The sequence below is a fragment of the Actinobacillus equuli genome (assembly GCF_900636745.1).
Lineage (GTDB): Bacteria > Pseudomonadota > Gammaproteobacteria > Enterobacterales > Pasteurellaceae > Actinobacillus > Actinobacillus equuli.
Map to the genome: position 1 here is coordinate 304,856 of NZ_LR134310.1, position 21,458 is coordinate 326,313.

Annotated in this window: 18 protein-coding genes; 13 read left to right on the top strand and 5 right to left on the bottom strand. The window is 41.3% G+C overall.

Annotation, left to right across the window (positions count from 1 at the left end):
• The first annotated feature begins 15 nt into the window (after positions 1 to 15).
• The 4 genes from EL121_RS01380 to EL121_RS01395 are packed head-to-tail and all read left to right on the top strand — an operon-like array spanning position 16 to position 5,393.
• The gene (locus tag EL121_RS01380) at positions 16 to 969 is read left to right on the top strand and encodes an ABC transporter permease (RefSeq protein ID WP_018651869.1); all 954 of its coding nucleotides are present in this window, start codon (positions 16 to 18) and stop codon (positions 967 to 969) included.
• The gene (locus EL121_RS01385; protein WP_039197124.1) at positions 969 to 2,942 is read left to right on the top strand and encodes a dipeptide/oligopeptide/nickel ABC transporter permease/ATP-binding protein; all 1,974 of its coding nucleotides are present in this window, start codon (positions 969 to 971) and stop codon (positions 2,940 to 2,942) included. Before EL121_RS01380 ends, EL121_RS01385 begins: the two co-directional genes overlap by 1 nt.
• Before the next feature lie 3 nt (positions 2,943 to 2,945).
• Positions 2,946 to 3,752: an ABC transporter ATP-binding protein gene (locus EL121_RS01390; RefSeq protein ID WP_039197125.1), complete on the top strand. Its 807-nt coding sequence runs from the start codon at positions 2,946 to 2,948 to the stop codon at positions 3,750 to 3,752.
• 51 nt (positions 3,753 to 3,803) lie between these two features.
• Positions 3,804 to 5,393 carry an FAD-dependent oxidoreductase gene (locus EL121_RS01395; RefSeq protein WP_039197126.1) on the top strand — a complete coding sequence of 530 codons (1,590 nt, stop codon included), beginning with the start codon at positions 3,804 to 3,806 and terminating at the stop codon, positions 5,391 to 5,393.
• A 71-nt stretch (positions 5,394 to 5,464) separates the two neighbouring features.
• Here EL121_RS01395 and EL121_RS01400 read toward each other — a convergent pair whose 3' ends face one another.
• Together EL121_RS01400 and EL121_RS01405 are read right to left on the bottom strand one after the other, a co-directional pair.
• A complete protein-coding gene (locus tag EL121_RS01400) occupies positions 5,465 to 6,613 on the bottom strand; it encodes a 5-methyltetrahydropteroyltriglutamate--homocysteine S-methyltransferase (RefSeq protein WP_039197127.1) in 1,149 nt (382 codons plus the stop codon).
• 173 nt (positions 6,614 to 6,786) lie between these two features.
• Positions 6,787 to 8,382: an ABC transporter substrate-binding protein gene (locus EL121_RS01405; RefSeq protein ID WP_039197128.1), complete on the bottom strand. Its 1,596-nt coding sequence runs from the start codon at positions 8,380 to 8,382 to the stop codon at positions 6,787 to 6,789.
• 349 nt (positions 8,383 to 8,731) lie between these two features.
• On the opposite strand from EL121_RS01405, the gene EL121_RS01410 reads away from it, so the two are divergent.
• Positions 8,732 to 9,958, top strand: a complete 1,227-nt coding sequence (locus EL121_RS01410) for a serine/threonine transporter (RefSeq protein WP_039197129.1) — start codon at positions 8,732 to 8,734, stop codon at positions 9,956 to 9,958.
• A 97-nt stretch (positions 9,959 to 10,055) separates the two neighbouring features.
• On the top strand, positions 10,056 to 11,435 hold the full coding sequence (locus EL121_RS01415; RefSeq protein WP_039197131.1) for an L-serine ammonia-lyase: 1,380 nt from the start codon (positions 10,056 to 10,058) through the stop codon (positions 11,433 to 11,435).
• 182 nt (positions 11,436 to 11,617) lie between these two features.
• Here EL121_RS01415 and mnmC read toward each other — a convergent pair whose 3' ends face one another.
• Both mnmC and trpCF read right to left on the bottom strand, forming a co-directional pair.
• On the bottom strand, positions 11,618 to 13,621 hold the full coding sequence (mnmC, locus tag EL121_RS01420) for a bifunctional tRNA (5-methylaminomethyl-2-thiouridine)(34)-methyltransferase MnmD/FAD-dependent 5-carboxymethylaminomethyl-2-thiouridine(34) oxidoreductase MnmC (protein WP_039199012.1): 2,004 nt from the start codon (positions 13,619 to 13,621) through the stop codon (positions 11,618 to 11,620).
• A 210-nt stretch (positions 13,622 to 13,831) separates the two neighbouring features.
• The gene (gene trpCF, locus EL121_RS01425) at positions 13,832 to 15,241 is read right to left on the bottom strand and encodes a bifunctional indole-3-glycerol-phosphate synthase TrpC/phosphoribosylanthranilate isomerase TrpF (protein WP_039197132.1); all 1,410 of its coding nucleotides are present in this window, start codon (positions 15,239 to 15,241) and stop codon (positions 13,832 to 13,834) included.
• A gap of 86 nt (positions 15,242 to 15,327) precedes the next feature.
• Between trpCF and EL121_RS01430 the strand changes: the two genes are divergently transcribed.
• The 4 genes from EL121_RS01430 to EL121_RS01445 are packed head-to-tail and all read left to right on the top strand — an operon-like array spanning position 15,328 to position 17,004.
• Positions 15,328 to 15,639 carry a YqcC family protein gene (locus EL121_RS01430; protein WP_005623108.1) on the top strand — a complete coding sequence of 104 codons (312 nt, stop codon included), beginning with the start codon at positions 15,328 to 15,330 and terminating at the stop codon, positions 15,637 to 15,639.
• Positions 15,640 to 16,392: a tRNA pseudouridine(65) synthase TruC gene (gene truC, locus EL121_RS01435; protein ID WP_039197133.1), complete on the top strand. Its 753-nt coding sequence runs from the start codon at positions 15,640 to 15,642 to the stop codon at positions 16,390 to 16,392. It begins immediately after the preceding gene.
• Positions 16,385 to 16,549 carry a YoaH family protein gene (locus EL121_RS01440; protein WP_081978360.1) on the top strand — a complete coding sequence of 55 codons (165 nt, stop codon included), beginning with the start codon at positions 16,385 to 16,387 and terminating at the stop codon, positions 16,547 to 16,549. The genes truC and EL121_RS01440 overlap by 8 nt, the downstream gene beginning before the upstream one ends.
• Entirely contained in the window at positions 16,546 to 17,004 is a 459-nt protein-coding gene (locus EL121_RS01445; protein ID WP_039197134.1) for a hypothetical protein, read from the top strand. The genes EL121_RS01440 and EL121_RS01445 overlap by 4 nt, the downstream gene beginning before the upstream one ends.
• A gap of 35 nt (positions 17,005 to 17,039) precedes the next feature.
• On the opposite strand, the gene EL121_RS01450 is transcribed toward EL121_RS01445, so the two are convergent.
• Positions 17,040 to 17,879, bottom strand: coding sequence for a CYTH domain-containing protein (locus EL121_RS01450; RefSeq protein ID WP_039197135.1), 840 nt, complete (start codon positions 17,877 to 17,879; stop codon positions 17,040 to 17,042).
• A gap of 66 nt (positions 17,880 to 17,945) precedes the next feature.
• Here EL121_RS01450 and EL121_RS01455 point away from each other — a divergent pair, with 66 nt between their 5' ends.
• The 3 genes from EL121_RS01455 (at position 17,946) to serS (ending at position 21,392) form a co-directional block, all read left to right on the top strand.
• Positions 17,946 to 19,355, top strand: coding sequence for a YcjX family GTP-binding protein (locus EL121_RS01455; RefSeq protein ID WP_039199016.1), 1,410 nt, complete (start codon positions 17,946 to 17,948; stop codon positions 19,353 to 19,355).
• A gap of 133 nt (positions 19,356 to 19,488) precedes the next feature.
• On the top strand, positions 19,489 to 19,968 hold the full coding sequence (gene smpB, locus EL121_RS01460) for an SsrA-binding protein SmpB (RefSeq protein WP_005601189.1): 480 nt from the start codon (positions 19,489 to 19,491) through the stop codon (positions 19,966 to 19,968).
• Positions 19,969 to 20,084: 116 nt separating this feature from the next.
• On the top strand, positions 20,085 to 21,392 hold the full coding sequence (gene serS / locus EL121_RS01465) for a serine--tRNA ligase (RefSeq protein ID WP_039197136.1): 1,308 nt from the start codon (positions 20,085 to 20,087) through the stop codon (positions 21,390 to 21,392).
• Positions 21,393 to 21,458 lie beyond the last annotated feature (66 nt).

Here is a 21,458-nt window from a genome sequence, read left to right on the forward strand (position 1 = left end):
AAAACGGAGAATAAAATGGAAATTGTACTTCGCCTTTTACTGCGCCGTTTAATGGCATTGCCTATCATGATTTTAGGTGTTACCGCCTTAGTTTTTTTAGTCTTACAATTCACACCCGGTGATCCCGCCACAGTTGCCTTAGGTGAAAGTGCAACCGAAGCTGCCAAAGAGATCTATCGCGAACAACACGGTTTAAATGATCCGGTGATTGTTCAATATTTCCGTTTTCTCGGAAATTTGTTAGTACTGGATTTCGGTATGACTACGCCACCGGAACAGCCGATTATTGATATGATTGCCAAAGCATTTCCGCTCACGCTACAGCTCACTTTTATCGGGGTATTTTTAGCAGCAATCGTCTCTTTTTCTTTAGGTATTCTTGCCGCACTTTATCGTGATCGTTGGATAGACCAAGTAATTCGCCTAGTTTCGGTAGCTGCGGTTGCCACACCGTCTTTCTGGCTTGGTATCTTACTGATTCAATACTTTTCTTTAAAACTGGATTGGTTACCGTCCGGCGGTTTTGTATCGTTCAGTGAGGATCCGAACGAATATTTCCGTTCGATGATTTTACCGTCACTTGCGCTTGCCGTACCGGTTTGTGCCTCATTAATTCGTGTCGTGCGTACCACAATGGTGGAAGAAATGGATAAAGATTACGTGCGTACCGCAATTGGTAATGGTGTGCCTTACTCAACCGTGATTCGTCATAATGTCTTACGAAACGCATTAATCACACCGGTGACCGTACTTGGTTTACGGGTCGGCTATTTACTCGGTGGTGCGGTAGTGATTGAACAAATCTTCGATCTTCCGGGTATGGGTAAACTTATCTTTAACGGTATCGTGAACCACGACTTACACTTAGTGCAAGGTGTGGTGCTTACTATCGCCTTTACCTTCGTATTAGTTAATATCATTGTTGATATTCTCTATTTGCTCATCAATCCAAAAATTCGGAGTCTATAATGTTTCGTCAAGGATTAGCCGCTCGACTAGCTAACGGTGGCGCTAGATTTAGAGCATTATCAACCAGTTCAAAAATTGCATTGATTTTCATCTTATTTGTGGCTTGCATTGCAATTTTAGCCCCGATTGTTGCCCCGTATGATCCATTACAAACCCTTCGACCGGTACAAGCACCAAGCGGTGACTATCTATTCGGTACCGATCGTTTAGGGCGTGATATTTTCTCCCGTATGGTTTGGGGGGCGAGAACTTCACTCTTTATCGGTTTAGGCGCGGTAGGTGTCGCCATCTTGTTTGGTGGCATTCTAGGTGCAACCGCCGCAACCGCAGACAAATTCGGTAACGAAGTGATCATGCGTTTAATGGATATTTTGATGGCATTCCCGGGCATTGCTCTTGCCGCAGTATTACTTGCGACCTTTGGTAACTCCGTTCCGGTGATTATCATTACCATAGCGGTCGTTTATACGCCGCAACTTGCAAGGGTGGTACGTGCGAATGTCGTATCCCAATGGGAAGAAGATTATGTGCGTGCCGAACGCGTGTTAGGCGGTAGCCGTACTTATATTTTAGTTAAACACGTTGTACGTAATACTGCCGCACCGGTATTAGTGTTTGCCACGGTAATGGTGGCGGATGCAATCGTATTTGAAGCTTCACTTTCATTCTTAGGTGCCGGCGTACAACCACCGTTCCCGTCTTGGGGTAATATTTTATCGGAAGGACGCAACCTTGTTTTAAGTGGCTTCTGGTGGGCGACAACTTTTGCTGGAATTATGATTCTGCTTACCGTATTAGCATTAAATATCTTGGCGGAAGGTTTAACCGATGCGTTAGTTAATCCAAAACTAAAAAGCTCACCAAAAACCAAAGAAGATGTCGCAAAACCGCTTTCAACCGATGTGCAAGAAGCGATGGCGGAAACACTCGCTTTAAAACGTTATTTGCTGAAATTACATGAGAAAGAAACGACTCGCACAGATCGCATGCAATTAAATACAAATGCGAAACCGATTTTACAAGTGAAAAATTTATCGATTCGCTTCCCGAATCGTTACGGTGAAATTCCGCTGGTTGATAACATCAGCTTTACCGTACATGAAGGCGAAACAATGGGCTTAGTCGGTGAATCCGGTTGCGGTAAATCAATTACCGCCTTCTCTATCATGGGCTTATTACCGAAAACCGCTCAAATCACCGGTGAAATCTTATTTACCGATCGTAGCGGTAAACAGCACAATTTACTTAAATCTGATCAATTAAATGAGCTTAGAGGTCATGAAATTTCAATGATTTACCAAGATGCGTTAAGTGCGCTTAACCCGTCTATGCGAATCAAAGACCAAATGGCACAGCTGATTAGCCGAGGTGGAAAACAAAGCGCAGAAACCTTATTACAATGGGTAAAACTCGATCCGGAAAAAACACTTAACCGTTATCCGCACGAGCTTTCAGGCGGACAGCGCCAACGTGTATTGATTGCAATGGCACTCGCTCGTGAGCCTAAATTATTAATCGCCGATGAACCGACCACTGCGCTCGATGTTGTAGTACAAGCCGAAGTGATCAAACTCTTAAATGAATTACGTGAAAAACTAGGTTTTGCGATGGTGTTCGTCAGCCACGATCTCGCACTCGTTGCACAAATGGCACACCACATCACGGTCATGTATGCAGGTCAGGTGGTTGAAGCGGCACCGACTACACCGCTCTTAGCAAATCCGACCCACGAATATACGCGTGGTTTACTCGGTTCGGTTCTCTCAACCGAATTACGTGCCGAACGCTTATATCAAATTCCGGGCAGCGTACCGTCACCGTTCGACTTTGCGAAAGGTGACCGCTTCGCCAGCCGTTCATTACGTCCGGAAGCGGATCCGGAGCAACATTTACAACTGGTTGCTACTGATGATCATCCACAACATTTTTGGGCATCACATTTAGCAACACAAGAAAAACGCGTGGAGGGATAAATCATGAGTATGAAAGTGTTAAAAGAACAACCGATTCTTGAGTTATCCGATATTGTGATGCAATTTGCATCTCGAGACGGTACTTTGTTTAATCCGAAAAAATTCACAGCGGTAGATAATGTCAGTTTATCAATCTATGCAGGGGAAACGGTCGGGTTAGTCGGTCAATCCGGCTGCGGTAAATCGACCTTAGCCAGTATTATGATCGGTTTGCAAAAACCGACTTCCGGCACGGTTAAATTTAACGGCTTACAAATGAAATATGGTAGCACCGAAGCCCGTAAACAGTTCGGTCGTCAAGTTTCAGTGATTTTCCAGGATCCGGCAACCGCGCTCAATCCTCGTATGCGTGTATTGGATATTTTAAAAGATCCGATGGATATTCATAACGTATTGCAACCGCACGAACGAGAAAAACGAGTGTACGAATTACTCTCTCGAGTCGGTTTACCTCGTTCCGCCGCTTTAGTTGAGCCGACCCGTTTATCCGGCGGTCAAAAACAACGTGTCGCCATTGCCAGAGCCTTAGCGCTCAACCCTAAACTGATTGTTGCCGATGAACCGACTTCCGCACTTGACGTATCGGTACGAGCACAAGTGTTAAATTTACTTGCTGATCTTAAAAAAGAGCTGAATCTGGCGATGGTGTTTATCTCCCACGATTTACAAACCGTGCATCAAGTTTCGGATCGCATTGTGGTGATGAACGGCGGAAAAGTGGTGGAAACCGGTAGTTCAAGCGAAGTATTCAATTCGCCAAAAGAAGAATACACTCGCACACTGATTAATGCCGCACCGTCATTATTGTAATTTATGCTACATTCAGGGCAGGTTTATCCTGCCCTTTTATCTATATCCATTATGCAATCAATTCAAATTACCCAAACGATTTATACGGATTTACTTATTGTCGGTTCAGGTATTGCCGGGCTTGCGGCGGCAGTTGAAGCGGAACGACTTGGGCTGAAAACGACGTTAATCAGCAAAACGCCTATTGGTTCAGGCGCAAGTTTCTTTCCGTTAAAAGCCACACTGGGCATTCAAGTGACCGGTGAAAATGATTCGGAAAAATTCCAACAAGATATTGAACGTGTCGGTAAAGGCAGAACCAATCCAAAAGTAGTGAAAGCCTATATTGAAGACTCGCCCCAAGCGATTGGATTACTCGAAAAAATCGGCTTTAAGCCTTGGCTACGCAACGACAATCGCCCAGCCTGTTTCGCCGAGTATCCCCGCCCTATTTATCTGATCAATAATTGGCGGGAAGCCGCTCAACGGGCGAAACAAATTCTTGATAGCCAATCCACTAATGTTTATGAACAAGCGACACTACTGCATATCGTTACCGAACAAAATCAAGTGCAAGGAGCGGTGTTTAGCCTAAATATAAGCGGTCAAATTTGCTATATTTTTTGCAAAACCAGCCAAATCATTTTAGCAAGCGGTGGCATTGCCGGCTTGTATAAAGACAATCTTTATCCGGCGGATATTATCGGCTCAACGCATTCCATCGCTCAACAAGCCGGTGCAAAATTGACTAATCTCGCTTTTATTCAATTTATCCCCTCGTTTGTCGAACCGAAATACAAAGTGTTATTTGGCGAACATACGCTGAAATACGTCACTAAAATTACCGATGAAAACGGGCAAGATCTGTTCTCGCATCTCACTCAAACACAATTTCAACAAATGATGTTAGCCCGCAGCCATTATGCGCCGTTTAGTGTGGATTTCCCTTGTGTCGAATTCGATTTGGTGATGATGAAACATTTATTGGCTAACCCACAGCAAAAAGGCATTTACCTGCACTATAGCCCAGAGCTTTATCAAGATAAGCAAGAGTTTTATACGGTTTATCTCAACTGGTTACGTCAAGAAGTAGGGATAGATTTAGTTAAAGATAAGATTGCGATTGCGCCATTTGCACATAGCTGCAACGGCGGAATTGAAATTGATGAATACGGTGAATCTTGTGTCGCCGGATTGTTTGCGATTGGTGAAATCGCCCATTGTATTGAAGGGGCAAACCGCTTAGGTGGAAATTCGGTTGGAGGAGGATTAGTATTCGCCAAACGGGCGGTAGTACAAGCGGTCAAAAATTTGCAAAAAATTACCAAAATTCAACCGCTTGCAAACACTGACACTTATCGTTTACAGGCTGAAAAAGTGCTTAACCGGTTAAACAATCCAAACGGCGATAATTCCCTGCTTGCCAGTGAGCTACTCAAACAAATTCGTGAACAAATGGCTCGTTTTGCTAATGTGTATCGCACCAAAGCCAACTTAACCTTACTGTTGAACGAACTGCAACAGCTCGAAAAACGTTTTAATCCGCTTGCTCATCATCAGCAACAAGGCATCGAAATCTTTTATGCACTGAAAACTGCACAACTTGTCGTTTCTCAGATGCTAAACGAACCGAATAGTTTAGGCGCGCATTACTTATGCTGATGAGCAGTAAAACAAAATACAAAAATAAAGGGCAAGATTTTATCTTGCCCTTTTGATCATCCATTTAATGATTATTTGCCCCAAACTTCTTCGCTGATTTCACGAATAAAGTTCAGTTTTGCCCATTGTTGCTCTTCCGTCAGAATATTACCTTCTTCGGTTGACGCAAAGCCACATTGCGGACTTAAACAAAGCTGATTAATGTCCACATATTGTGCCGCTTCTTGAATACGAGCAATTACTTCATCACGATTTTCTAATTCACCGTCTTTTGAGGTGATTAAGCCTAAAACTACTTGTTGATCTTTGATAAAACGTAACGGTTTGAAATCACCCGAACGATCAGAATCGTACTCTAAGAAGAAACCGTCAATGCGACAGGTGCCGAATAAAGTTTCCGCCACCGGCTCATAACCGCCTGCCGAGAACCACGTTGAACGGAAGTTACCACGACAAATATGCATAGTAATTGCAATATCATCCGCTGGTTTTGCATCAATGATTTTATTAACCATATATACGTAATCTTTGGCAATTTGGTCTAAATCTAAACCACGTGCTTTATAGGCTGCACGTTTGTCCTCGGCACAAAATTCACCCCAGCTGGTATCATCTAATTGTAAATTGCGGCAACCTAATTTATAGAACACGTTCATCGCTTTAATATACGCATCGGCAATATCGTCTAACAATAATTGGTTGTTATTTTCATAACGTGCAATCGGCTGGTAATCTTCCGTACGTACATTGGTAATCAAATGTAACATTGAAGGTGATGGGATAGTAAATTTCACTTCCGTTTCACCGGCAATTTTTTGTAACGAACGGAAATGTTCTACAAACGGGTGCGATTCCGAAAAATCCACTTTATCAACAATCTTAATTGTTTTCGGACGTACGCTGTGGTGTTTAAATTGTACCGAGAACTTCTCTGCGTCCACTTCCTGAATACCGTCTAATGCGGCTAAAAAATCCATATGCCAGAACGTACGGCGAAATTCGCCGTCAGTTACCGCGTGTAAACCTACTGCTTTTTGATGTTCAACTAATTTTGCAATTTCCGCATCTTCTACTTGGGTTAAATCCGCACATGAAATATCGCCGCATGAACATTGCTGACGAGCTTGTTTAATCGGATCCGTACGTAAAAAGCTACCGACAATATCAAAACGGTAAGGTGCAGAAGTACGTTGCGTTGCCGTAGGGAATAATTGAGACATTGTGTTTCCTTGTAATCATTAAAATATAAATTTCACTGAATTCTAACAAATTTTATTTTTTAATCATCTGAAAAAATTTTGAGATAATTATGAATAATATTCATATTGAGTTTAATGTATCGTGACCTAACAAGCGGTTAAATTTGCATAAAAATTTGCAAATCGTCCCTCGATTATTCCGCTAATGTGACGGAATAAAACGAAGTGTAACCAAACGGGCTTTGCACAAAACCTTGCACACGCTTACTGACCGGCACATAGTTAATCGCATGCGCAATCGGAATTATCGGTGTATTTTTTTGGAAAATTTCGACCGCTTGTTGATATAACTGCTGACGTTCAGAGGTATTTTGTGTTTGTACCGCTTTTTGTAATAAGCCTTCAAATTCGTTATCCGTCCAACGTGAATAATTGGTACCCGGAATATTTTCTTTGCTTAATAGTGGAAACAGGAAATTGTCCGGATCGCCGTTACGACTTGTCCAGCCGTAAGTGCCGGCTGAAAATTCGCCTTCACGAGTTCGCTTATTAAAATCCGCCCATTCGTAGCTCACTAATTTCGCTTTTACCCCGATTTTCGCCCAATCCGCTTGAATAATTTCTGCAGTGCGTCTTGGATTCGGATTTGACGGACGCACCACCGGCTGTACCCAAATTTCGGTTTCAAAACCGTTTGGATATCCTGCCTCAGCTAATAATTTTTTGGCTTTTACCAAATCAAATTCATACTGAACCAAATTTTTATTATAACCAAGCACCGAACTTGGGAACGGATTAATCGCTACCGTACCGCCACCTTGGAACACCGCATCAACAATCGCTTTTTTATCGGTAGCGTGTTGTAGTGCTTGGCGCACCTTCACATTATCTAATGCCACTTTTTTGGTATTGAGTCCGATATATGCCAGATTTAAACCTTCACGCTCAAATAACGTCACTTTCGGATCTTGTTTCATTTGTGCAATATCGGCGATATTCGGGAAATCAATTACATCACATTCACCGGCTTTCAATTTAGCATAGCGTGTACCGGCATCGGGTGTAATCGCAAAAATTAGTCGCTCAAACTTTGCTTTACCCTGCCAATAATTCGGATTAGCTTTATAACGTACCGCCTGGTCAGTTTGATAAACCTGAAACTCAAACGGCCCCGTACCAATCGGCTGTTGGTCCAATAATTCCGACTTACCTTCCGCTAATAATTTATCCGCATATTCTTTTGAATAAATCGATAAGAAATCCATTGCAACTGTGGTAAGAAACGGACTATTCGGCTGATTTAGCGTCATTTTCACCGTATGTTCATCCACTTTCTCAACCGACTTTAAAATTTTCGGCAAATTCATCCATTGATAATAGAAATAAGTACCGCCGGAAACATTGTAGTAGGGGTGACTTTTATCCGCCTGACGCTGAAACGAAAATACCACGTCATCAGCATTTAAATTGCGACTTGGGGTAAATAACTTGTTACTGTGAAACTGTATGTCTTTACGTAGATGGAAAGTATAGGTTAAGCCGTCTTCACTTACTTCCCATTTTTCCGCCAAACTCGGCTCAACCTCAATTTTACCGGCTTTAAATGCTAATAAACGGTCATAAATTTGCTGAGAACTGGCATTAAAGTCATTGGCATCATTAGTAATTGCAGGGCTTAATTTTTGGGGTGCGGTTGCAACACAATTCACTAACGTATTTGCCGGCGCGGCTGTAAGCAACGATGAAAAGCTAATCAAAGGTAGGGCTAAAAAAATCTTAGAAAAACGCATAAAAAAGTCCTCATTCAAACTCATTTCGCGAACATAGAATATTTTTAGATGAATTTGAAATAACAAAATCCACATTCTTATAACCAAATCACTATATCTTTCACAGGTTTGTAAATTTAGTATTTTTCACCATTTTGGGGATAAAAAATAAAAAACGTATCAAACCCTATATAACCGATATGATTTAGAATTATTCACTAAATAATTAAAAAATAATCACATAACTCTCTAAGTGAAAATAAAGTTTTAGCTAGATCACAAAATTGACATTTTTTACTTGTTTCTTATAACCAGAAGATTATGATCAGACAAAATTTTTATAATTCTGCAAATTAAATAGGAGAGTTTTATGGCTACGCCATCTAATCGTTTTTCCCTTACTTGGGTACTAAACCTCTTTGGTACGGCTGTTGGTGCGGGTGTTTTATTTTTACCGATCAACGCCGGTATGAGTGGTTTTTACCCATTAATTATCATGACTTTATTAGTTGGACCGATGACTTACCTCGCACACCGAGGACTTGCTCGTTTTGTACTTTCTTCAAGTAAACCGGGTAGCGATATTACCAACGTAGTACGTGAACATTTCGGTGAAAATGCCGGTAAATTTATTACTTTACTCTACTTCTTCGCAATCTTCCCGATTCTATTAATTTATGGCGTAGGTATCACCAATACGGTCGGTTCATTTATTGAAAACCAATTGCATATGGCTGTACCGCCTCGTGCATTACTATCCGGTGTATTAATTGCGGTAATGATTAGCGTGATGTTGCTTAGCGAACAAGCGATGTTAAAAATCACCACTTACTTAGTTTACCCATTAGTATTAATCCTATTCGGTTTATCTATTTACCTGATTCCAGAATGGAACGGTGCGGCATTACAACAAATGCCAAGCACAGGTGATTTCTTAACTACTTTATGGTTAACAATTCCGGTATTAGTGTTTGCTTTTAACCATTCACCGGCAATTTCATCATTTGCGCTTTCACAGCAAAAACATTATCAAGATCCGCAAAAAACTGAAGTTGAATCAAGCAAAGTATTACGTTCAACCGCAATAATCTTAGTGTTATTTGTTATGTTCTTCGTTTTCAGTTGTGTATTAACGCTAACACCTGAAGAATTAGCACAAGCGAAAGCACAAAATATTTCAATTTTGTCTTACTTAGCAAATAAATTCGATAACCCGATTATTTCTTACTTTGGACCTTTCGTAGCATTCTTAGCTATCGGCAGCTCATTCTTCGGTCACTATTTAGGTGCGCGTGAAGGTTTAGAGGGCTTAGTGAATCAGTTACGTGATAAACCGATTGAATCGGCAAAATTCAAAAAAATCACTGCGGTTGTTTTCTTTATCACATTATGGATTGTAGCAACTATCAACCCAAGTATTCTTGGTTTCATTGAGAGCTTAGGCGGTCCGATTATTGCAATGATTCTGTTTATTATGCCAGTGTATGCAATTTATACCGTACCGGCATTAGCGAAATATAAAGGCAGCATCAGCAATATTTTTATTGCGGTAATGGGTACAATCGCTATTTCAGCAATAGTGTACGGATTACTATAATCTCTGTATAATTCGCCCTTTCGAATTTTAAGGCAACAAACCGGAGTTTCTCTATGCGTTTGTTGCCTCCCTCTTTTTAACATTGTGTTGTGATTTTATGATTAGTGTATTTGATATTTTTAAAGTGGGAATTGGTCCTTCAAGTTCTCACACCGTAGGGCCAATGAAAGCGGCTAAACAATTTATTGATGAATTGTTGGCTCGCAAACTTTTGGCTAAAACCGACCGCTTACAAGCCGATATTTATGGTTCTCTAGCCCTAACCGGTCGAGGCCATAGCACCGATATTGCGGTGGTAATGGGCTTAATGGGTTATTTACCCGATAATGTGGATATTGAACGAATTGAAACGGTTATCGAGCAAGTGAAGCAAGAAAGCAAATTAGTTGTTGCTGAAGCTGTACCTGAAATGGCAAAAACCATCACATTCGATTTCTATAAAGATATGCCTTTTCATTACGATTTCTTACCTCGTCATGAAAACGGGATGATTTTAAAAGCCTTCGAAGGTGACTCGTTATTATTCGAAAAAACGTTCTATTCTATCGGTGGCGGTTTTATTGTTGATGATGAAAATTTTGACAGTCAAGCTGACGATACCGTATCTGTACCGTTCCCTTATAAAAATGCGGAAGACTTACTCAAGCACTGTAAAGAACAAGGCTTACCGCTTTCAAGTTTAGTGTGGAAAAACGAAGTGGCTCTGCGTCCAAAACAAGAAATCTCGGATTATCTTGCAAAAATTTGGAAAACGATGGAAGACTGTATCCAACACGGTTTACATACGGAAGGTTTATTACCCGGCCCATTAAAAGTGGTACGCCGTGCACCGTCTTTACGCAGAACATTAGAAGCAACCGGCAAATTTAATACTGACCCAATGCAAATTATTGACTGGGTAAATATGTTTGCGCTTGCGGTGAATGAAGAAAATGCGGCAGGCGGACGTGTTGTCACTGCACCGACTAACGGTGCTTGCGGTATTGTGCCGGCAGTATTAGCTTACTATCAGCAATTTATCGCACCGCTTAATCAAGAAACGATTGAGCGTTATTTATTAGCATGTAGCGTTGTCGGTACACTGTACAAAATGAATGCGTCTATTTCCGGTGCGGAAGTAGGCTGTCAGGGTGAAGTTGGCGTAGCTTGTTCGATGGCGGCAGCCGGTTTAACCGAAATTATGGGCGGCAGTCCGGATCAAGTTTGTATCGCGGCTGAAATCGCAATGGAACACAACCTCGGCTTAACCTGTGACCCTGTGGGCGGACAAGTGCAAGTACCTTGTATCGAACGTAATGCGATTGCTTCGGTTAAGGCGATCAATGCAAGTCGTATGGCTTTACGTCTCACCTCGCAACCTCGAGTGACTTTAGACAAAGTGATCGAAACGATGTACGAAACCGGTAAAGATATGAACGCTAAATACCGTGAAACTTCAACCGGCGGTTTAGCGATTAAAATTTTACCTTGTGACTAAGCATTGTATTTGACAACAAGTGCTTAACAACTTATGATTTGAAGAACTGAGCGGTTCAACCGCTCTGTTGAGTTATTTCTTATTAGTAAGCTGGCAGGCAGGCTCAAGGCTAACAAGAAAATAACTAGGATAATGAATCAAAAAAACCTCGAATATCACTATTCGAGGTTTTGTTTTTTTAGCTATTCTACTTTTGAGCCTTTCAACAATTTTCGCATCCACGTGCGATTTGGGCTAAGTACGTGCCAAATATCTTCGCTGATTGGTAACGGCTCATGACAAATCAGGCTCGCCAACAGTTCGCCTAATAGCGGTGCGGTGGTTAAGCCTCGAGAAGCTAAACCGTTTACCATATATAAATTTGTAAAATTTTCCGCATTTTCGACCGCTTGTTTACGGCGTAGCTGATTATACAAATTCTGATATTGTACTTTTTGAGCGCTAAAATTCGGCATTTGTCCAACCATCGGCACACGATCTCGCAGTGCGGCTCTCACCCCTTGTTTAGCTAAATTTTGCGAAAGATCGATATTGCCCGTCCAATCACAAGCGGTCAAATTTTGCTGAAGTTTTGCTACATTCTCGTGATGTTCTTCCAAAGAGAAATCTGTTTCGGCATTATCACGCACATGGCTCGCACCAATACAATGGGTATTCGCTTTGGAAACCGGTGTCAAATAACCGTCATAACACACCACACATTTTAGTTGCTGCAAAGCCGGTGTGGTTGGAATCTGGCTCACTTGCCCACGCACCGGATACAGTGGAATCCCCTGAGCGTGCTGAAATTGCGTAAGTGTATGCCCGTTTGCCAACACTAAAATCTGATGACTAAACGTTTCGCCATTGTGTTGCCAATGCCACTTTCCTGCACTAAATTGCGGATCTTTCACCTCGTGATTTAACACAATCTGCAATCCTTTCGTTTGTAAACAAGCAAACGTACCTTGTACAAATTGTATCGGTGATAACCAACCGCTTTGCGGCATAAACGCACCGCCGTTCGGCACTTTAAGCCCGATTTTTTCACTTAACTCAGCCGCATTACATAGCTTAAACAAACTATCATCATTGGTTTGCTGAGCCATTTTTTCCAATTTCTTCGCCGTTTTATCGTTATAGGCATATAACGCTACACCGGTTAAAGCATGCTCGAAATCAACAAGCGGTTCAATTTGTGCCAAACGTTGCAACGCATAATCGAAGCAATGCACATAAAAACGGATATTACGCTCGTCATCGTCGCTGAGTTGCGGATAAATCGCGCCTTGCAAATTACCGGAAGCATTTTGTGCCAGCACATTATCTTTGCAATAAAGCGTGACTTTTTTGCCTTTTTCGAGCAGTGATAATGCGACAAACAAACTGGCGACACCACCACCGACAATCGCAATATCGTTTGCTTCTGTTTGTGGCTCGCTATAAAAATACGGATAATTTACTGATGCCGTTTCGCTTTGTTGCGGTTTTTCGCCCCACAGCATTTCTCGTTTTTTGCCAAAGCCTTTGCGTTTTTTCACCTCAAATCCGACCGCTTGTAAGCCTTTTCTCACCGCACTTGCAGCAGTAAAGGTCGCAAAACTGCCGCCATTTTTCGTTAAACGGAACATCTGGCGATAAAGTGTTTCATTCCACATTTCCGGATTTTTATCCGGTGAAAAACCATCTAAAAACCACGCATCAATTCGATTGCTATATAAATCGCCTAATTGCGGTAAGTTACCCAACATATCGCCAAACCACACATCAAGATAGATTTGCTCGAAATGATAACGCTGACAACCGGTTTGGCGCGGTTGCCAACAAGCGGTCATTTTCTGCGAAAGTTTTGCAAATTGCGGGTAATTTTTATGAACGGTCGTTAATTGCTCAGAAGTGAGGGGGAATTTTTCAAACGAAATAAAATATAAACGTTTGAGTTTACTATTGGGGAGCTCACTTAAAAACTGCTGAAATTTATCGGCAACTGCTAAAAAATTCAGTCCTGTACCAAAGCCGGTTTCGGCAATCACAAAAGATTCACTCGTATGAGCTTGCCATTTTTGCCAAAGTTGATTGCCATCTTGGAAAACATAATAGCTTTCTTCAAGACCGTCTTGGGTGGAAAAGTAAATATCATCGAATTGTTCGGAAACGGGGGTATTATTTGAATTGAAAGAAAGAGATGCAAAACTGAGTTTGTTCATAACATTTACCACAGAATACACGGAAAGCACGGAAGTTACTGATAACATTCTGTGTTTTCCGTGCTTTTCCGCAGTAACAGATTAGAAGATATTGTAAGCGAAAACTACGATCATACCTAATGCCGCTACAACAGTCATCATTGAATAACCTAAAGTACCCATTTTGTCCTCTCTTTGTTAAATGTTATTGATCAAAGTCTATCACACTTCTTAGGCTTTGAGAATTTTCTCCGCACAAGCAGTGACTTTTGCTAAATCTTTTACGCCTTTACGCTGCTCTACACCGGAATTGAGATCGACACCTAAACAGCCTTGCGCGAGTGCCTGTTCGATATTTTCAGCCGAAATCCCACCGGCAAGCATTGCTTTTTGTTTTAATTCGTTCGGAATGAGCTGCCAGTTAAATGTTTTACCTGTGCCTCCCTGCTGCGTACCGTTTTTGCTATCAAGGATATAACGTGCCACTAACGGATTATCTTGATAAATAACCGTTTCCGCTTGAACATCCACCGAAATTGCCTGCCAGATTTGCGTTTTCCCGGCTAATTTTGCTGAAAGTTCGGCAATATAGGCCTCATCTTCCGAACCGTGTAATTGCACCGCATATAACTCAAGCTGTTTTGCTATTTTTTCGATAAATTCGACCGCTTGATTTTGGAATACGCCGACATAACGCAATGGTGCATTCACCACTAATTCTTGCGCTTGACGTAACGATAACTGGCGAGGCGAATTTTCAGCAAAAATTAATCCACCATATAAAAAGCCGTTTTCATACACCGCTTTTACATCTTGTGGACGAGTTAATCCGCAGACTTTATTTTCACCGAAAATTACTGAACGTACCGTATTATTTAAATCCGTACTACCCATCAAACTGCTACCGATCAAAAATGCGTGTGCAAACGGCTTAATTGCTTTTACCTGTGAATGATCATAAATACCTGATTCTGAAATCAAACGGACATCTGCCGAAATTTGATCCTGATATTTTTCTACCAAACGCACAATGCGATTCATATCAACCGTCAGCGTATGTAAATCACGGTTATTCACGCCAATCACTTTTGCGCCTAACGCTAACGCTCGCTCAAATTCTTGCTCAGTACTGGTTTCGGTTAAAACACCCATACCTAAAGAATGTGCTAAGTCCGCCAATCTGCGATAAGTTTCGTCATCAACTACCGATAGCATCAGCAAAATTGCATCCGCATTCGAATAACGAGCCAAATACACCTGATACGGCGAAATCATAAAATCTTTGCATAAAATAGGTTGCGTTGTTTGACGCTTAACTTGATCAATATAACGAAAATCGCCCTGAAAATATTGCTCGTCGGTCAGCACAGAAATCACGGAAGCGTAATGTTTATAGACCTGCGCAATCGCATCCAAATCAAACTCGGCACGAATCAGTCCTTTGGAAGGTGAAGCCTTTTTACACTCTAAAATATACGCAGGCACTTGGTGCGAAGCTGTCGCTAATGCCGCATAAAAATCTCGGTCAGTATGAACAATTTGATGTTGGAATTGTGAAAGTGGAAATTCTTTTTGTTTTTGTTCTATCCAAACGGCTTTATCTTGTACGATTTTTTGCAGAATAGTTGGCTGATTTTGCATATTTTCTCTTTTTATTATGAATTGGTGGATAACACAGATAATGGTAGAATACGGTACTTATTTTTATTTATCAATTGCCAATTATGATGAAAACCAAAGTTAGACAACACTTAACCGATTTAGAAATTGCGTTGCGCACTCACAAACAATGGGATGCAGTTGCACCGAGCTTGGAAGATTTAGCGAACGATCAGCCGTTTTGTATTGGAACGCTTAGCCCGACTCAATGGTTACAATGGATTTTTATTCCCCGTATGCACGCACTTTTAGACGCCGGTGCGGATTTACCACGCAACTTTTCGATTACGCCTTACTTGGAAGAAGCTCTAAAAGACGAAAGCTATTTAAAAGCGATTCATCAGCCGGTGTTATTGATTGAATTATTATTAAAGGACTAAATGGAACTTGAAATTTTATACCGTGATGATGAACTGATTGCAATCAACAAACCGGCTGGAATGTTAGTCCACCGCTCATGGCTGGATAAACATGAAACGCAATTTGCGATGCAAACCTTACGTGATCAAATCGGTCAGCACGTCTTCCCCATTCATCGCTTAGATCGACCTACTTCCGGCGTGTTATTGTTTGCATTAAATAGTGAAATGGCTCGCCTGATGAGTGAACAATTTGAACAACATCAAATGGAGAAAGGCTATTTAGCAGTGGTACGAGGCTATCTGCTTGATAAAGGCGAGATCGATTATCCGCTAAAAGTGATTTTAGACAAAATTGCCGATAAGTTTTCGCAACCGAAAGAAGCCCAACAAGCGGTCACTTTTTACCAAAATCTTGCAAGTGTCGAAATGCCCTATCCGGCAGGCAAACATCAAACCGCACGTTACAGTTTGGTTGAATTATTACCGAAAACCGGACGCAAACACCAATTGCGCCGCCATATGAAACATCTATTTCATCCGATTATGGGCGATACTAAATATGGTGACTTGCACCAAAATCGTACCCTAACCGAGAAAACCGGTTGCGACCGATTAATGCTACATTCACATTTTTTGAAATTTACGCATCCGAAAACAGCGCAAAAAATCGAAATTTTTGCACCGCTTGATGAACAATGGCAAAATTTATTTATTACGTTTAACTGGAACTTCCCAATTTTTTTTCAATCTGATAAGAGCAAATATGGATAACGCATTACTTTCTTTAACACACGAACAGCAACAAGCTGCGGTAGAACAAATTCAAGAACTGATGGCACAAGGCGTGAGCAGTGGTGAAGCAATTCAAATTATTGCTAATCGTCTAAGAGAAGCACATCAAAAAAATACTTCGGAGAACAATTCATGAAAAAATTATTTGCACTTGCACTTGCACTTACTGCGGTAAGCATTTCAAGCTATGCAGAAACTAAACCGGCGGTTAACACTCAGCCAATGCTGAGAATGCAAGTTTTAGATATGAGCAGTAACGTGCCAAGCCCGGTAGCAAACAATCAGCTTTCACTCAGCAAAAAACACCAACTCTGTTGGGTTGCATTTAATATGCCGTTTAAAGCGTCTAACCAAGTGATTGAAGTTTTACAAGCCCCTTCAACCTTAAAAGTAACGTCTGAAGACGGTAATGTGGTTTCAACATCTGATCAACAAACTCACCGCATTACCACATTATTAAAAAGTTCAAATAACGAACGTTTAGACAAATGTTGGGGCTTTGAAAAGACTGACCCAACTGGGAAATATAGTCTCACGATTCAAGTGAACGATGTAGTATTCCCTCCACAACCATTTGAAGTTGTAAAATAAATAAGCAAAACGCCACTTATACCGTGGCGTTTTTTTTAGTTTTTTGCTAAACGTTGTTCGATTTTTGCTAGATTTTCTTCAAAATAGGTTTTGCTTGTTAAATATTGCTGTGCTTGTGCCCAACTGTTCAGTGGCAAACCCGCTAATTGCTTAAAGTAATCTAATACTTCTAAATCTTGTTTAACGGTACGAATATAATCCGCTAATTGTTGCAGTAATGCCTCACCGGAACTATTCTCGATCGCTTTGCTAATTTGTTGCTTAAATTTAACCGTTTGTCCAACTAAATAGCCTCGTTGCGCTTTACTTAAATTGCTAAACCACATACCGTCTTGGCGTGGAATTTGTTTTAGTAAAGCCAATATATCAGTTAAGCTGCCGCTTTTAAGTTCCAGCTCTAATTCGCAAATCGCTTCCTCACCAAAACTATTTTTTATAATACCTTGATCCAAAGCCACTTCAATTTGCGATTGATTAAGCCCAATTAGCCATTTACGGCGAGTAAAATCGGTACTAAAAGTTGGCGAAAGCTGCTGCGCAATCTGTTCCGCTTGCTGAATTTGCAAATTAAAGTGCGAATTTAACCGCTTGAAATCCGGCTGATAACTTTCCAACGGTAAGTTATATTCAGGGCGAATATGCAAGCCATCGACAATTTCACCCTTCGTTTTTAAAGTCATCTCGTACTTTTGATTATGGTTACGCACTCGCAACCCCATTTTTTGCTGGGCAAAAAACTGTTCCGGCGTATCAAAATAAGTGTTCCCTAATATATCGGTCGCTTGCGATAAAACATTTTGTTGCGTAAACCAATCCGCCAATGCTTCTACATTCTCCGCTTTTAGCATGATTTTTAGCTCGATTTCATTTTCCATTAAGGTATCCCATTTATTTAGTTGTATAATTTGTTTTATTTTAGCAATTTACAGCGTATTCGAGAAATGTTTAACAAAATCCAAAGCAAACTGCATAAATTTGTGCAACGTGGTTTAGATAATCATCTTCGCCTTGCCGTGACCGGTTTAAGTCGCAGCGGCAAAACCGCCTTTATTACCAGTTTTGTCGATCAGCTATTGCATATCAATAAAGATAGCCATGCGCACGTCAATTTATTTGGAGCGGCTCGCAACGGGCAAATCCTTTCGGTAAAGCGAGTTGAACAGGGCGACTTGACTATTCCCCGTTTTGAATACGATAAAAACCGCCAATGTTTGGAAAATGATCCGCCGGTATGGGCGCCTTCCACCACCGGTATCAGTGAAATTCGTTTAGCGATCCGTTACCAACGCCAAGACGGTTTAATCAAACATTTAAAAGAAACCGGTACGCTCTACTTGGATATTTTCGATTATCCGGGCGAGTGGCTGTTAGACTTACCGCTACTCTCGCAATCTTTCAAGCAATGGTCGCAAGCTCAGCAATTAGTGCATAAAGGAAAACGTGCAGAACTGGCGCAGCCTTGGTTACAAGCGGTCAAAAAATTAGATCTTTTTGCTAAAGCAGACGAAAACCAACTTGCCGAATTAAGTGAAATTTACACCGCTTATTTGTTGGAATGTAAACAAGCCGGTATGCAATATATTCAGCCGGGGCGATTTGTATTGCCAAGCGAAAATTCAAAAGGTGCACCTGTTTTTCAGTTTTTCCCGTTGCTGGATGTAACTGAAGCTGATTGGGAAAAACTTGAGAACGCCCCAGCAAACAGTACCTTCCAAATGCTTAAAAAACGTTATAATCAGTATCAGCAAAAGATTGTTAAACCGTTTTATGAAGACTATTTTTCACAATTCGACCGCCAAGTGATTCTTGCCGATTGTTTAACGCCGTTAAACCACGGCTTAGAGGCATTTTTAGAAATGAAAATCGGCTTGCAGCAATTGTTTAAACATTTTCATTATGGCAATCGTTCGTTATTTCACCGCCTGTTTTCGTCCAATATCGATAAGCTATTATTTGTCGCAACCAAAGCGGATCATATCACCAGCGATCAACTGCCGAATTTGGAAAGTCTGATGCGTCAATTAGTGCAGGAAGGCGGACGACACGCCGCTTTTGACGGTATTGAAACCGACTATCACGCTATTTCGGCAATTCGAGCGACCGATCCGGTGGTGGTTACCCAAAACGGTACGCAAATTAAAGCGATTCGAGGCATTCGTTCAACCGATAAAAAACAAGTGACGCTTTACCCCGGCACGGTACCAAGCCGTTTGCCTGATACAAACTATTGGCAGTTTAACCGCTTTGAGTTCGACCAATTCGAACCTAAACCGCTCGCCTATGGCGAACCAATTCCGCATTTGCGTATGGATGCAGTATTACAATTCTTATTGGCAGATATGTTGGAATAGCAATCACAAGCGGTTATTTTTGCAAAATTTTTCGCAAATTTAACCGCTTGTTACTTGATTTTAAACGGTTGCTGTTCACTGTTAGGCGGCTTTGCGGTAGAATCTTATAAATTTTTCTCAATCTTTTTAAATTATGGCAAAAAAACCAAAAGTAGCTTCGAATACGATTGCACTAAATAAACGTGCTCGTCATGAATATTTTATCGAAGAAGAAATTGAAGCCGGCTTAGAATTACAAGGCTGGGAAGTAAAATCGCTGCGTGCCGGTAAGGCGAATATCGGTGACAGTTACGTGACATTTCGTAACGGCGAAGCATTTCTATTCGGTGCAACTATCACGCCATTAAATATGGCTTCCACTCACATTGTTTGTGATCCGACTCGCACCCGTAAATTGCTATTGAATAAACGTGAACTAGATTCGCTATTCGGTAAAGTAAATCGAGACGGCATGACGGTTGTGGCATTATCGCTCTACTGGAAAAATGCGTGGGCGAAAGTGAAAGTCGGCGTGGCAAAAGGTAAAAAACTCCACGATAAACGTGAAGACATTAAAGACCGTGAATGGCAAGTAGCGAAACAGCGTATTATGAAAAACGCAAATCGTGGCTAATTTCAAAACTACGGATAACAGCAAGCACGGAACAAGCGGTCAAATTTGACACGTTTTTTGCATCTCCGTGTTGCCTGTGCCGTCCGTAGTCACAATTAAAAATTAAGGAATAAAAAATGATCGACCAAAATCTTCTTCGTACTAATTTAGACGATGTTGCAAATGCACTTAAAGTTAAACGTGGTTTTACCCTTGATGTAGAGCGTGTAAAAGCATTGGAAGAACAACGCAAAACACTTCAAGTAAAAACAGAAACCTTACAAGCGGAACGTAATGCCCGTTCGAAAAACATCGGTGCGGCAAAAGCTCGCGGCGAAGATATTTCTGCGTTATTAGCGGAAGTAGATAATATGGGTAACGAATTAAACGAAGCGAAAGCCGCTTTAGACCAAGTACAAGCGGAAATTCGTGAGTTACTCTTATCTGTGCCAAACTTACCTGCTGACGAAGTGCCGTTAGGTAAAGACGACACGGAAAACTTAGAAGTGTCACGTTGGGGCGAACCTCGTCAATTTGACTTTGAAGTAAAAGATCACGTGGCATTAGGCGAAGCGTTAAACGGTTTAGATTTTGCTGCCGGCGTAAAATTAACTGCTAGCCGTTTTGTAGTGATGAAAGGCAAACTTGCTCGTTTACACCGTGCCTTATCGCAATTTATGTTAGATCTTCACACTGAACAACACGGCTATGTGGAAACAAACGTACCGTTCTTAGTCAACCACGATACGCTGTTCGGTACTGGTCAATTACCAAAATTCGGCGAAGATTTATTCCATACTCAACCATTAACCGGTCAAGACCCGAATGAAACGCAACGTCCGTTCAGCTTAATTCCAACGGCAGAAGTACCGGTAACTAACTTAGTACGTGACGAAATTATTGATGAAGACAGCTTACCGTTACGTTATACGGCACACACGCCGTGTTTCCGTTCTGAAGCAGGTTCTTATGGGCGTGATACACGCGGTTTAATCCGTATGCACCAATTTGAAAAAGTAGAAATGGTACAAATCGTTGCTCCGGAAAAATCAATGGAAGCATTAGAAGAATTAACTGGTCACGCTGAAAAAGTATTACAACTTTTAGGCTTACCATACCGTAAAGTTTTACTATGTACCGGCGATATGGGCTTCGGTTCGGCGAAAACTTACGATTTAGAAGTTTGGTTACCAGCACAAAACACTTACCGTGAGATTTCTTCTTGCTCAAATATGTGGGATTTCCAAGCTCGCCGTATGTCTGCACGTTGCAAAGCGAAAGGCGACAAGAAAACTCGCTTAGTCCACACCTTAAACGGTTCAGGTTTAGCGGTGGGTCGTACTTTAGTTGCAGTACTTGAAAACTATCAAAATGCTGACGGTTCGATCACTGTTCCAGAAGTATTACGTCCATATATGGGCGGTGTGGAAGTGATTACCGCTTAATTACTCTACTGAAATAAACACAAGCGGTCTGAATTTGTTAATTTTTTGCAAATTCAGACCGCTTAT